This window comes from Henriciella mobilis (assembly GCF_003576285.1).
Lineage (GTDB): Bacteria > Pseudomonadota > Alphaproteobacteria > Caulobacterales > Hyphomonadaceae > Henriciella > Henriciella mobilis.
The window spans coordinates 67,073-80,182 of record NZ_QWFX01000014.1; the positions used below are offsets into that span (position 1 = coordinate 67,073).

The window sequence follows — 13,110 nt, forward strand, 5'->3', positions numbered from 1 at the left end:
GGTTCAATTTGCCCGCTTGGAATACTTGCCAACTTTCATTTTTCGTTGGTCAGAAATAATAGGCATAGAGAATCTATCTGAAGAAGAAAAACAACTTCTTTTTCCGCTCTTTCGTATACGTCCTTGGGCAAACTCTAAGTCGCTGGCCAATTCTTTCGACCGGATCAATCAAGCGATGTCCGGGAACCCATTCGCTTGTGACGTCGACGATTGGTACGATAAAGAACGCAGCAACACCGGTGCTGCGCAAGAACTAAGAAACATTCTGCAAGATCCGTCCTACTCGCAATGGTATGAGTTCGTTCGGCAATTCGATAACGCGATCCCATGCCTCAGATTGGACACAGAAATCGAAAACATCGAGGACGCTCTGCGGCAAGAATGGCTAGAAGCAAGGGGATTCGGAATCGTTCTCAATGAGTACAACCTTCGATACTTGCGCAATGCGTTAGCTTGCTTGCCGAACATCCATCACAACAACTTTTTCGTTGCAGTGGACATGGGCTGGTCTCGCGATCCTCTACAGCAAGCGCAACAAGCAACGTCAATTTGTGTGGATTTGTTGAGAGCGAAGCCTGACGTTACCATTTTTCTCTCTTCGTCATCCTTTCCGGTGTCATTCGACAACTTTGGTTTTGGAGAAGCGGTGAATTGCGCCGAATACGCGCTTTACGACGAAGTGCGGAGACAGCTTCAAGCCGTCAACAACGAGTATTTTGTGAAGTATGCAGACTGGGGAACGACTCGCCCCCCCTCAGATGGCGGCGGCGGATGGATACCTCGAATCGATTTGCCTAGAGGACGAAACATCCGACTTTACCGCAGGCGGATTGCAGACGACGAGACAAAAGATGAAGTTTGCTCAGCGATTGCCGCAGAAGTCACTGCCTCAGACGAGTGGGTAACCCCACCTCCATCTTGGGGGCATTACCAGATAGAAACGACAGCTGCCGGGGGCCAACAAGGGATTTATCACGCGCGGAAAAATTCCGCGACAAGAATAAATATGTATCTACATCAAAAACTTTCAGAGCTCGGTGCGCTGCCCGAAGTCACGGGTGAAGAGCCTTTTGAAGGATAGTTACAGCCTAACGAGCTTCTACAATTCGAAAAACCGTCTTCTGAGACAAGTTAAATACTCTACCCCTCCCTCTCCACCCCCATACTCCCGCCCATGATCACACAGGGGTTCATCGAGACGGGGCTCAACGCGATCCGGGACGCGCTGGTGGCGGCGGCGGATCGGGCGGGGCTGACGCTGGCGGAGAAACATGTCACGCGTCATGCCGCGCGGCGGTTCCGCTCGACCGTGCGCCAGCTGGAAAACATCCTGCGCCGCCTCATCGTCCTGCTCGCTGCCCAGCTCGACCTCGCGCCCGCGCCGCCGCGCGCCCCTCACCGCAATGATCCGCTCAACCCTGCGAAGGCCGGGACCTCCCTCGGCCAAGTCCAACCTCAGGACACGCCCCGCCCGAAAACGCCCCGGCCCTACCATTTCGCCCTCACGCCGAAAGCCGGGTTCGACCCGGACAAACTGATCGCCCTGCGCGAACGCCAAAAAGCAGGCCTGGCGCAATCATACCGGAATTGTACTGGAATCAGACCGCTTCTGAACCGTTTCCAGACCCTGATGCGCCATCTCGACAGACCTGAGCGCCTCGCCCGGCGCATGGCGCGCCACCTCGCCCGGCTGCGGGCCGCTGGCGCGATGCGACCGATCTGCCCGCCGCCGCAGCACACGCACCGGCTCGGCCATGAGCTCGGCGTGATCGCGGATTATCTGCCCTTCGCCATCGGTGACGCGCTGGCGGGCTGGTATGATACGAGCTGATTTGGGGCGCGCAGCCTAATCCGCGCACCAGTCCACCTGGCGGCCCTCGTCCAGCGGCCGGGCCAGGCCCTCCTTCGACAACAGCCAGCCAATATGCGTGCCGTCGAGATAGACGTGAGCACGCACGCGCCCGTACCTGTCTGTTTCTTCTGGTAAAAACGTGACCTTGCTGCCCGCCTCGAAGAGCGCCCGCGCGCGGGTTTCGACCGCGCGGCCAAGGGCATCTTCCGCCGCGCACCGGGCGGCATCGCCCGTCTCCGGACTGTCCCAGCCGATCAGCCGCAGCCGGACCCGCTCTTCCCCGCCGGCCCGGTTGAGGCGGCGGAGTTCGAACGTGTCGCCATCGACCGCCAGCAGATCTCGCACAGAAGCACTGACGCAGGTCGTATCGGGATTGTCGCAGAGATTGGCCGGCTTTTCATATCCGCCCCCGCCGCTGCAGGCGGTTGAAAACACGAGGAAAAACGCCGCAGCGCCCGCCGCCCGCCAGCGCATCCTGGGGCGTCCCGCCCGGCTCAAAACCGGTAATAGGATTTGATGGTCACCGTCACCGAAACGCTGGAGGCGCCCGGATCCGGCTTCGGATTGAGCATCAGGCAGGCTTCCTCGCCGCCCTGGGTCGATGCGGCGATCTTTCCGGCGATCTTGGAGGGCGAATAGCTCGACCCCAGCGCCGCCAGCTGCAGCTCCCGGCTCGTCATGATACTGTCGGCAGAGGATTTTTTCACGAAGGCGCCTTCCACCGCGCCGCCGCTGACAGCAATGTCGGCCACGAGTTTGCGGTTGGCGAAGTTCGGCTTGTAGCAATACTGGTAGCTCTGGGTGGCATTCACGCGGACCGTCTCGTCCTTCACCGCCGTCTGCGGGAAAACGGTCGCCCGGGCGCCGAGCCAGAGAATGCCGACGATGGTAATTGTGCCGATAAAGCCGCCAATGCCGCCGCCCGATGTCTTTTCGCTCATGATCCCCCCCCTCCTCCTCGCTGAGAACTATAATGCCAGCAACAGTCAGGGCTGATAATATGACGCCCGAAAAGGCCGGATGGCAAGCCATGGCGGGGCTTTTGAGGGTGTCCACAGGGCTGGCGGGCCAATCCACAGCCGGGCGTCAAACCTGTGAACAAATCCAAAAATTAACCTTGATCCCTCTCGACTCACCCCCGTTTTTGAGAGATCGTTTCGGAACGCCAACGAAGTCCGTGTGAGGAGCAAACCTCAGCTGCGGCGCGAAGGCGAAGCACATCGCCCCCGATACGTCGGCCGGGCCAGGAGCAAAGCGGTGAGAGCCGTGGCGCAAAGGGCCAGGCAGAGGCGGCGGGATAAAGCAGGCGATGTCCGTGAGGCAGGGTCCGGACCTGCCGCAGCGGTGCTGTAAGCCGTGACCGGAGCGCGATACCGAAGCACGGCGCCAAAGGCAGATGTTTCCCGGCTGGGAAGCAAGTCGGCGGCAGGCCAAAGGCAGAAGCCCCTTTAACGGGACGACTTGCCGGCGGCGGGCAAAGGGAAACGATGGTGGTGTCAAAAGCCGCGAAACGCCCTGGAGCCAACGATTGAAGGCGCGCAGGCCCGACGGGCCCAAAACCGGGCCGGTGCGTCATGCAATCGATACGGGAGTCTGACCGATTGCCGCGAGCGGTGCACACGCAAATGGCAAAAGGAAAAGGCGCCCGGGTGTTCTGAACCACGGACGCCTCATTCGCTGTCACAAGTGTCTGGGTATGACGATTCGGAACACAGTGGAAGGCGCGATTTGCTCTCTAACGAGCGAAGTCGCGCCTTTCTTTTGTGATTTTGGCGCAAGGGAACTGCCGCTGGCCCCCTTTCCCTGCCTTTCCATCCCGTCTACAAGATCGCCCCGCCTGCAATCATGACCCCAGAAGGGGCCTCGGGGAGCAAGAAAGCATGTTCGAGCTTGTGGCGCTGCATGAGTGCGATCCGCGCCAGGTCGCAGAATTCCTGACGCTCAACCGCGAGCGTTTCCGCCCCTACTCCCCTACCCGGTCGGACAACTATTTCACACGCGAACACTGGAAGGCCGCATGCAAGCTCGCCAAGGTCGAGTGGCGGGAAGATCGCGCCTACCGGTTCTGTATCGTTCACCGGAATGAAAGCGTGATTGGCAAGATCGATCTCGACCGCATCGTACGCGGCCCCTTCCAGTCGGCCACACTTGGCTACATGCTCGACCGTCGCCATGAAGGCCAGTCGGTGATGCGCAGGGCGCTCCAGGACGTACTCGAACTCTCGTTCGGGGAATTCAACCTGCACCGCGTGGAAGCCGCCATCATGCCGGACAATCAACGCTCCCGTTCGCTGGCGGCTCGGCTCGGCTTTCGCGAAGTCGGCCTCGCGAAAGCTTATCTTGAACTCGATGGGGCTTGGCGCGATCACATCCTGTTCGAGATCCTGAAGGACGATTTCTCGCCTGAGACGGGAGAAATGGCCTGAAAAGTGTCCCGATCCGGGATTCCGCCCAAAAAGCGCCGTTCAGGGGACATTAAACCGGTATAATGTATGCATATACGGGTTGACCGTCCCCAAGCCGCTCGCCCTAATGGCGGGGCTGGGGCCTCTGTTTGCCGCGACTTTTAGGGTCGCGGCGCTTGTGGAAAACGCGTAGATTGGCCGCCATGGACGCAAAAGACCCGAAACATCCGGAGCATCTCCCGACGGTGACTCCCGTCCGGAACAATGCCGGAACCCCATCGGAGCACCTCCGAAGCCTTTCCGATGCGCGCCAGAGCGGGCGCAGCTTCCTCTGGATCGGCCTCGCGGGCGCCTTCGCCTGGTGGATCGCTGCCTTTGGCGGCGCGGTTGCGCTGATGGGGCTCGACCAGTTGTCGACCTATTCCGCTGCGGTGATTGGTGCGGGCTCGGTCGCGCTCGCCATCCCCGGCCTGATGATCCTGATGGCAGGCCTGCTGGCGCGTGAGAATGCGCGCGCCGCCTCGACCAATGCTGTCGTGCTGGAAGCGGCGGCCCGCTTGCTTATGCCGATGCAGAGCACCGGTGAAGATGGCGCGCTATTTGCCGACCAGATGCGCCGCAGTGCCAGTGAAGTCGATCGCTCGATGGCGCATGCTCTGTCATCGATGAAGGCGATGTCCGCGGAAATTTCCGATGAAAGACAGCGCCTTGAAAGCGTCTCCTACGTCACAGCCGACAATGCCAAGGAGCTGTCCAAACGCCTGCACGATGAGCGCAAGTCGCTCGAGACACTGGCGGCCGACATCCGCAAGCAGACGGAAATGATGAGTGAAGCGATCCCACGCCAAGCCGCCCAGATGCGCGATTCCGCCCGCGCAGCCGCTGCCGATATTGCGCAGGCCGACCAGGCCCTGGAAGTGCGGCTTGAAAACCTCGATTCCGCCAGCTCCAAGCTGTCCGAGAAGGTGAACTCGCTCGACACGATGTCCATCGAGGCCGCCAAGCGCAGCGAGGAATTGATCTTCGCCGTCGCGCGGATGGAGGAAAAGCTCGAACAGTCCCGCAAGATGGTCGAACAGGCGCTCCGTGCCGGCGAAATGGTAGCCGCCAGCGCACACACCACGGGGGACCGGCTGACCGAAGCTGTCAATTCAGCTCTCGACCGCGCCAAGGCCGCTTCCCGGGATATCCAGGCAGAGGCGCTCGAAGCATCCGAACGCGCTGCCGCGTCTCTGTCCCAGCTGAAAGCTGCGGGCCTCGAGGCTGCACAGGCGGTTCGGGCTGCGCGGGCCGAGGCAGATGCCGAGCATGCCCGCCGCGCAGATAATCCGCCCGCAGGTCCAACAACAACACCGACGGAAGACTCCGCCTCGCGCAGGGCCCAAATCCTCGCCTCGTCGCCAGGCCTGCCGAGCGCGCCGTCAGGGTGGCTGAAGCCCAAGAAACCGGCGACGTCGCAGCCCAAGCTCGAAGACGATGATGTCTTCGAGGATACGCCCCAACCTGAGAACACAGCGCCCGAGACTGGTGACGACGACCTGTTCGAAGGGAGCAGCGCGTCACGTTCCCAAAGTAGCGAGTCCTCCCACACCTACAATGAGGACGACTTCGGCCAGCAGGCCGGGTCTGCGGACAATGAGAACGAGGATGCCGGCGCGCCCGCACCAGAGGACCGCGACGAGCCATCCGGGCAAAACCAACCTCTCCAGTTCTTCCGCCGCCGCACGGACCGCCCGCCCTACCTTAAGCCGGTTGGCGGCAGCCAGGCCGTAAACCTTGCCACCGCCGAAGAGCCTGATCCGGACGATGAGGAAGATGAAGCTGCTTTCGCAGAGGCTGAGGCCGAGACTGAAGAGGTCGCCGAGCCCGAGACGGACGTACAGGCTGAAGCCGAACCGAATACCGCGCCGCAACAGCACGCGGCAAAGCGCTCCGACAGCCAGCAATGGAGCGACATCATCGCCGACATGGAGCGCGATGAGCATCCGACCATGCCACGCGAGGAAATCGCCGAAGAGGTTATTCACCGCCTCATGGACTCCGGCATTCGCCTGGGCGAAATCTTCCGTCCCCGTGACAAGAAGAAGATCGCCAGTGCGTCCCGCAAGGGCGAGGGCCTGCGCCGCAAGGCGATTAGCGATGCGGCTTCACGCCAGGTCCAGCGGGTTCAGAAGCGCCTCGACGTGGATAGTCAGCTGATGCAGATGTCGCGGGAGTTTCTCGTCATGGAAGAACCGGACGCCCTGATGGCGCTCGACAAGACCTGCCGGTCCTCCAAGAATGCAAGCGCGCGGCTTTCCGCATTCCTGCTCATTGACGCTGCCCTGGGATAAGGGCCATTCTGGCGGTCATGTCCCAAAGGAAGACTGGCCTATGATCCGTTTCGCCTCACTTGCCCTCGCCGCACTCATGATCCCGCTGATGGCACTTGCCCAAGCAGCGACCATGTACAAAACGCCATGGTGCGGCTGCTGCCTAGGCCATGCCAAGTACCTGGAAGACCACGGTTTCGAGGTCGAGATCGTCGAGCTTCAGCCCGACGCCCTCAATGAGCTGAAAGCCGAACGCGGCATCCCTGCCCGACAAGGTGGCTGCCACACGCTCATTGTGGAGGGTTACGTCGTGGAGGGGCACGTCCCCGTCGAGGCCATCGAGACCTTGCTCGAAGAACGGCCTGACATTACCGGTCTCTCGCTTCCCGGCATGCCAGCCGGCTCTCCGGGCATGGGCGGCGAGAAGTCGGCGCCATTCAAGATCGAAGTGATTGGCACGCCGGGTAAAATCTTCATGGAGGTATAAACCCTGACTGTCCGGTCTCCGACAATCAGAACCTTTACCCGTGTCCAATCGGCCGAGGCCAAAAGCTCTCTCGAAGCGGAAGTCGCAGCCGAGAAGGCCGCAGCTCTTGGCCGGGCCGGGCGCGCCATCGAGACAGCCCTGCTGCGGCTGGAATATCCTGATGATCAAACGGCACGGGAAGACCTTCTGCTCGACGCGGCAGAGGCCGTTCAGGCCTACTTCCTTCAGCGCGAATTAAACGGGCTGCGCGACCAGCGCGATATCATCCAGGCCTTCGCCATACCGCGCGCGGTTCTCAACCGCATCGGAATCGTCCGGCGCCGCCCGGTATCAGCGTCCGCGAAAAAAGCGGAACACGCCAAATAGTCCGGCCAGCAGAGAACCCGCTCCACCCAAAATCATGAAGACCGGATCAAGCGAGTCGGCCGTCGCCAAAACTTGACCGAGCCTCGAAACACGGACCTCTACCCGGTCGGTAAAGGTTCGGATCGGCAGGGCTTCATTGTTTTCGAGTGCGAAGAGCTCAATCCGCAGTTCGTGCGTCCCCGTCTCGAGCGGTGTCACCCGCCAACGCCAGATATTCTCGGTCACCGGCGATATCGTCTGCACGGATGGCGAGACGATCTCGATATCGAATGCCGATCCTGACAGGGTCGCCTGCGCTTTCTCCAGCACCTGCGCTTCGCCTTCGACGATGTTGCCTTTGCCGGGAAGTGCGTCGGCAGCGCTGCTGTCGCCGGTCGCATCGATCGCGACGGTCACTTCGAACGCGCGGTTGAACTTTGCCTGGGTCGGGGTCTCATGCGCAATCGGAACCGTGCGCAGCCGTTCCATGAGCCGGTCGGTCGCGCTGGCAACGCCAAAAGTGTCTTCATCGGCCAATGCACCGAAGCTGTCTTCGTCAGGTGTCACCTCGAAGGCGGCCATGTCATCGGCCGAACCGCGCGGGACATCGGTTTCAAGTGATTTGGTCTGGAAGGGCTGGCTCTCGACGACGGCCTTTTCGTCCTGGGCGCCGAAATCGCCTGAGTAGATCCGATAGCCGCCCCATCCGACGAAGGCGACGCCAGCGAGGAACAGGATGAGTGAAACCAATCTCAGCATTGCGCAACCCCAATTCGACTGAGCCTTCGGGTTATCCGGCTGGTGAGACACCAGTGAACTGAAGACCGCCAGCCCTGTCCAGATGGATTATCGGCCAATTCTGGCAGGGATTGGGCGAAGCTAGAGCAACCGCTCTTTCGTGGCGGTGAATTTCAGCTCGGGATTCTTTTCCTGGGCATAGCCGACATCCCACGCATTCTTCGCAAGATAAACCGGCGCGCCGTCGAGATCCGTGCCCACAGCCGAGCGGTTCTTTTCGAGGAAAGCTTCGAGCTTGGCGGGATCATCGGACGATATCCAGCGCGCGACATTGTAGGAAGCGGGCTCGAAGACGACTTCAAGATTGTATTCAGCCGCGACCCGTTCAGCCATGACGTCGATCTGCAGGGACCCGACCGCGCCGACGATCATGTCCGACCCGAGCGCCGGCGTGAAAAGCTGCGTCACGCCCTCTTCCGCCAGGCTCTCGAGCGCCTTGCGCAGATGCTTCGACTTCATTGGATCCTTGGGTCGGGCCCGTCGCAGGATTTCCGGGGCAAAGTTCGGAATGCCCTGGAACTTGATGTCGCCGTTTTCCGACAGCGAGTCGCCGACACGCAGCTGGCCGTGGTTTGGCACGCCGATCACATCGCCGGCGTATGCCGTCTCTGCGATCTCGCGATCCTGCGCCAGAAACATCAGCGGCGCGTGGACATTGATCTGCTTGTTCGACGTCGTCTTCAGGCGCATGCCGCGCTTGAACTCGCCCGAACACAGCCTCAGGAAGGCCACACGGTCGCGATGGTTCGGATCCATGTTCGCCTGGATCTTGAAGACAAAACCCGAGACGGCCTTGTCAGACCGTTCGACGACAATCGGCTGGTCTTTCTTCTCCGCCTTTTGCGGGCGTGGGCCCGGTGCAAATTCAGCAAGCGTCGCGAGCAGTTCGTTGACGCCGAAATGGCGTAGTGCAGAGCCATAGACGACCGGCGTCATATGGCCTTCTTCATAGGCCTGACGATCAAACTCCGGCAGGGCTTCGGTCGCCAGTTCTGCGCCCTCTTCCAGCTCATCCATGACCATCGTGTCGATGGTGCCGCGCGCTTCCTGCATGCCGATGCGGTGGCTCGGGCCAACCTCAGCCTGCTGATCGGCCGTCTTCTTCCGGAAAGAAATGAAGTCGCCCTTGCGCAAATCCTTCATGCCGGCAAAGCGCTGACCGGAAGCAGCCGGCCAGAACAGCGGCGCAGTGTCGAGCTGCAGCTTGTCCTGGATTTCATCCAGCAGTTCCAGCGGGTCGAGCGCCTCCCGGTCCATCTTGTTGATGAATGTTGTGATCGGGATGTCGCGCATACGGCAAACTTCGAAGAGCTTCAGCGTCTGCGGCTCGATGCCCTTGGCCGCATCGAGCACCATCACGGCGGAGTCGGCAGCGGTCAGCGTTCGGTAAGTGTCTTCGGAAAAGTCCTCGTGGCCTGGCGTGTCGAGAAGGTTGAAGACGAGATTGTCGTGCTCGAACGTCATCACGGAGGCCGACACCGAGATACCCCGGTCGCGCTCGATCTTCATCCAGTCCGATTGGGTACGCCGCCGTTCGCCGCGCGCAGCCACCTGCCCTGCCAGCCGGATCGCCCCGCCTGCCAGCAGCAGATTTTCCGTCAGCGTTGTCTTGCCGGCGTCCGGGTGGGAGATGATCGCAAAGGTCCGCCGGCGTGCGGCTTCTTCTGCTGGCGAAAGGGACATGGAAGCGTACTCGTTCGAAAGGTGGCTCAAGCGCGCTCGCCTACCCGATATTGCAGCTGAATGAAAGATGATCGCTGGATTGCCTTTCAAGCCCAAGCCCGGCTAGGGTCGCCGTTTCGTAAACATAAAGGGTCAGGGCATGTCGGATCAGTCAGTGGCAGGTGAAGCGAAAGGATTTCTTGGCTGGGTCGAGAAAACGGGAAACAAACTACCCGACCCGGTCTTCATTTTCTTCTATCTGATCATCGCGCTGATGCTCGTCTCTGTCGTTGCATCGATGATGGGCGCGAACGCCGTCCTGAACGATCAGGTGCTCGGCGGTATGGCGGAGTCTCAAAAGACGCGGTTCTCGATCGGTGAGGATGGCATCATCCCGGCCATAAGCCTGTTTTCGCCGGACAACATCCAGCGCCTCTGGGTCGACATGCCAGAGACATTCACGCACTTCCACCCGCTGGGCTATGTGCTGGTCGTCATGCTCGGCGCGGGTGTCGCGGAACGGTCGGGCCTGTTTGCAGCCGGCATGCGGTCTGCTGTTCGCGGCGCCCCCAAGGCGCTCCTGACGCCGGTTGTTGCGCTTGTCGCCATGGTTGGGAACCACGCCGCCGACGCCGCCTATGTCGTGCTGATCCCGCTCGCCGGTATTCTTTTCGCCTCGGCTGGCCGCCATCCGATTGCAGGCATCACGGCCGCGTTCGCAGGTGTTTCGGGCGGATTCTCAGCCAACCTCTTTCCCGGTCAGCTCGACGCCCTGCTTTTTGGCATTACGGAGGCGGCGGGCGAAATCCTGGTGCCGACTTACGATGCGAACATTGCCGGGAACTGGTGGTTCATTGTGGCCATCCTGTGCATCTACCTTCCGATCATCTGGTATGTGACAGACCGCGTAATCGAGCCAAAGCTCGGCCGGTTTGTCGCGACCGGCATGGCCGCGAACAGCTTCAATGAGGATGACAAGCCGCTAGAACCTGATCAGGTCAAAGGCCTGAAATGGGCGGGCCTGGCCTGCCTTGGCACACTCGCGCTCTGGGCCTTCATGACCTGGGGGCCGGGCACACCGCTGATCAACGAGTCTGCAGCAGACGAAGCGGTGCCGTGGTACACGGAATACGCGCCTTTCTTCAATTCGCTGGTGGCGTTCTTCCTGGTGCTGTTCCTGTCGGCAGGCTGGGCCTATGGCGCGGCCGCCAATACGATCAACAATCACAAGGACCTCGTCGAGATGATGGCCGAGGCGATGAAGGATATGGGCTATTACCTGGTCCTCGCCTTCGCGGCGGCGCACTTCGTGGCGATGTTCCAGTGGTCCAATCTGGGACTGATCTCGGCCGTTCACGGCGCCGACGCCATCGAGAATTCCGGCCTGCCCCTGCCGATCCTGCTCGGCCTGATCGTGCTCTTCTCGGCCCTGATCAATCTTTTCGTCGGATCGGCCAGCGCGAAATGGGCCCTGCTGGCGCCGGTCATGATCCCGATGCTGATGCTGCTCGGCATTAGCGCTGAAGGCGCGACGGCGGTCTATCGTGTTGGTGACTCGGCGACGAACATCATCACGCCGCTCATGGTCTACTTCCCTCTGATCCTGGTCTTCGCGAAACGCTGGGAGAAGGATTTCGGGCTTGGCAGCCTGATGGCAATGATGATCCCGTACTCGATCTGGATGCTGGTTTCCGGCGTGCTGCTGGTCGTCGCCTGGGTATATCTCGGCTGGGATCTCGGGCCGGGCGCGCCGATGGAATACACCCTGCCGGCTGCCCAGACGCCCTAATGGGCGGCGGCTGCCTGCTGGTCATCGTGGGACTGGACGCTGGCCTGTCCGGCCAGTGAACCGCGCGCAAACACGTCGAGCACCGGCGCCGGTATAAGCCTCAGCATCGGCTCGCTCGAGCCGTCGGACCGGTGTCGCAGGATGAGACTGTTGGCCCCGGTCCGGGAAATGATCAGGGCAGCCAGATCGCGCGCTTCCTTGTCGGAGAGGGTTTCGCGCGTCACGCGAACTTCTTCGAGCCGGCCCTGGACAAATTCAACGACTTCGCAGGCCCGAAGCCCATAAGGCTTTCCGCAGCCGATCATTTTCCAGCGCCGCTCAAGATGCATCTCGGGCAGTGCCACATTGACGATCTGGTCATTCAGCAGGAACAGCATCCCCGGTACCCCGCAAGCCTTGGGACAAGATGTCCCTGATTTGGTCTTAACGGGGAGTTACTGAGCAAGTTCGATGCCGGATTCGCCTGTCAGGCGCATTTTTCTCAAACGCCGTGAATTTCTCCGGCGGCTGCCTCTGCTTTCACCCACTTGATAAAGGCCCGAACGTCCTCTGACAGGTGGCGCCCCTTGGGCCAGACCAGCCAGTAGCCGAAATCAATACTGGTAGAACCGTCAGCGAAGGGGGCAACCAGCCTGCCGGCTGCCATGTCGGATGAGGCAATCGCCCGCTTGGCGAGAACGACACCACGTCCGGACGATGCCGCTTCAATTGCCATTGAGGACTGGTTGAAGCGCGGCCCCCGGGCTGAGTCGACCCTGTCAGTCACCCCGCGCGCTGCAAGCCAGCTGGTCCAGTCCGGGCAGGACGGATCCTGTTCGGTGCTCTCATCGTGGATCAGGGTGTGCTTGGCCAGGTCCTCGGGCTTGCGGATGGCATCAGAGCCTTCGAGAAGGCGCGGCGAGCAAACCGGCAGCACTGTCTCGTCCATGAGTTTTTCTGACTTGAGCCCGTCATATTCGCCGCGCCCATAGCGGATTGCGAAGTCGGCATCGGCCGTCGTGAAGTCGGTAATCGCGATGTCGGCGGAGATCCAGGCCTCGATGCCCGGATAGGCGATGTGAAACCGGTCGAGGCGCGGCGCGAGCCATTTGGCCGCAAAACTCGGCGCACAGGATACCATCACCCGACCCTTGCGGGCTGGCTGCTGCATGATGCGGCCGGCTTCCGTAATTTTCGAGAAGGCCTCACGCACCAGTGGCAGGCTGGCCTGCGCGGCATCTGTCAGCAGGACACTGCGTCCCGTCCGACGGAAAAGCGGCGTACCGGCATATTCCTCCAGTTGACGGATATGCTGGGAGATCGCACCCGGGGTAACGTTCAGCTCCTCTGCCGCCTTGCTGAAAGACAGCCTGCGGGCGGCGGCTTCGAAGGCACGCAGGGCGTTCAGGGGAGGAATACGGTCATTATTGTCGGCCATGCCAGGCCTCTCATAGTTTATCTAAACGATCGGATCAGGGGTC

General features: G+C 61.0%; 13 protein-coding genes. 7 read left to right on the forward strand and 6 right to left on the reverse strand.

Annotation, left to right across the window (positions count from 1 at the left end; genetic code table 11):
• Positions 1-25 precede the first annotated feature (25 nt).
• Together D1223_RS14805 and D1223_RS14810 are read left to right on the forward strand one after the other, a co-directional pair.
• Positions 26-1,081 carry a beta family protein gene (locus tag D1223_RS14805; protein WP_233353195.1) on the forward strand — a complete coding sequence of 352 codons (1,056 nt, stop codon included), beginning with the start codon at positions 26-28 and terminating at the stop codon, positions 1,079-1,081.
• Positions 1,082-1,174: 93 nt separating this feature from the next.
• On the forward strand, positions 1,175-1,831 hold the full coding sequence (locus tag D1223_RS14810; RefSeq protein WP_119377218.1) for a hypothetical protein: 657 nt from the start codon (positions 1,175-1,177) through the stop codon (positions 1,829-1,831).
• 15 nt (positions 1,832-1,846) lie between these two features.
• On the opposite strand, the gene D1223_RS18870 is transcribed toward D1223_RS14810, so the two are convergent.
• Together D1223_RS18870 and D1223_RS18875 are read right to left on the reverse strand one after the other, a co-directional pair.
• Positions 1,847-2,326 carry a thermonuclease family protein gene (locus tag D1223_RS18870; RefSeq protein WP_158588502.1) on the reverse strand — a complete coding sequence of 160 codons (480 nt, stop codon included), beginning with the start codon at positions 2,324-2,326 and terminating at the stop codon, positions 1,847-1,849.
• Positions 2,327-2,346: 20 nt separating this feature from the next.
• Positions 2,347-2,793 (reverse strand): hypothetical protein, encoded by a 447-nt coding sequence (locus tag D1223_RS18875; RefSeq protein WP_158588503.1) that lies wholly within the window; start codon positions 2,791-2,793, stop codon positions 2,347-2,349.
• Positions 2,794-3,732: 939 nt separating this feature from the next.
• On the opposite strand from D1223_RS18875, the gene D1223_RS14820 reads away from it, so the two are divergent.
• The 4 genes from D1223_RS14820 to D1223_RS19300 all read left to right on the forward strand — a co-directional run bounded on the left by D1223_RS14820 (position 3,733) and on the right by D1223_RS19300 (position 7,422).
• Positions 3,733-4,278 carry a GNAT family N-acetyltransferase gene (locus tag D1223_RS14820; RefSeq protein WP_119377220.1) on the forward strand — a complete coding sequence of 182 codons (546 nt, stop codon included), beginning with the start codon at positions 3,733-3,735 and terminating at the stop codon, positions 4,276-4,278.
• Between the two features lie 182 nt (positions 4,279-4,460).
• Entirely contained in the window at positions 4,461-6,590 is a 2,130-nt protein-coding gene (locus tag D1223_RS18880; protein WP_158588504.1) for a hypothetical protein, read from the forward strand.
• A gap of 40 nt (positions 6,591-6,630) precedes the next feature.
• Positions 6,631-7,056, forward strand: a complete 426-nt coding sequence (locus D1223_RS14830) for a DUF411 domain-containing protein (RefSeq protein ID WP_119377221.1) — start codon at positions 6,631-6,633, stop codon at positions 7,054-7,056.
• Between the two features lie 24 nt (positions 7,057-7,080).
• Positions 7,081-7,422 (forward strand): DUF6665 family protein, encoded by a 342-nt coding sequence (locus D1223_RS19300; RefSeq protein WP_119377333.1) that lies wholly within the window; start codon positions 7,081-7,083, stop codon positions 7,420-7,422.
• Here the strand turns inward: D1223_RS19300 and D1223_RS14840 are convergent.
• Positions 7,387-8,160, reverse strand: coding sequence for a hypothetical protein (locus tag D1223_RS14840; RefSeq protein ID WP_119377222.1), 774 nt, complete (start codon positions 8,158-8,160; stop codon positions 7,387-7,389). The two genes, D1223_RS19300 and D1223_RS14840, sit on opposite strands and share 36 nt — an antisense overlap.
• A gap of 120 nt (positions 8,161-8,280) precedes the next feature.
• Positions 8,281-9,882 (reverse strand): peptide chain release factor 3, encoded by a 1,602-nt coding sequence (locus D1223_RS14845; protein WP_119377223.1) that lies wholly within the window; start codon positions 9,880-9,882, stop codon positions 8,281-8,283.
• 139 nt (positions 9,883-10,021) lie between these two features.
• On the opposite strand from D1223_RS14845, the gene D1223_RS14850 reads away from it, so the two are divergent.
• On the forward strand, positions 10,022-11,650 hold the full coding sequence (locus tag D1223_RS14850) for an AbgT family transporter (RefSeq protein WP_119377224.1): 1,629 nt from the start codon (positions 10,022-10,024) through the stop codon (positions 11,648-11,650).
• Here the strand turns inward: D1223_RS14850 and D1223_RS14855 are convergent.
• Positions 11,647-12,027, reverse strand: a complete 381-nt coding sequence (locus D1223_RS14855) for a hypothetical protein (protein ID WP_119377225.1) — start codon at positions 12,025-12,027, stop codon at positions 11,647-11,649. The genes D1223_RS14850 and D1223_RS14855 overlap by 4 nt on opposite strands.
• A gap of 104 nt (positions 12,028-12,131) precedes the next feature.
• Entirely contained in the window at positions 12,132-13,067 is a 936-nt protein-coding gene (gene gcvA, locus D1223_RS14860) for a transcriptional regulator GcvA (protein WP_119377226.1), read from the reverse strand.
• Between the last annotated feature and the right edge of the window lie 43 nt (positions 13,068-13,110).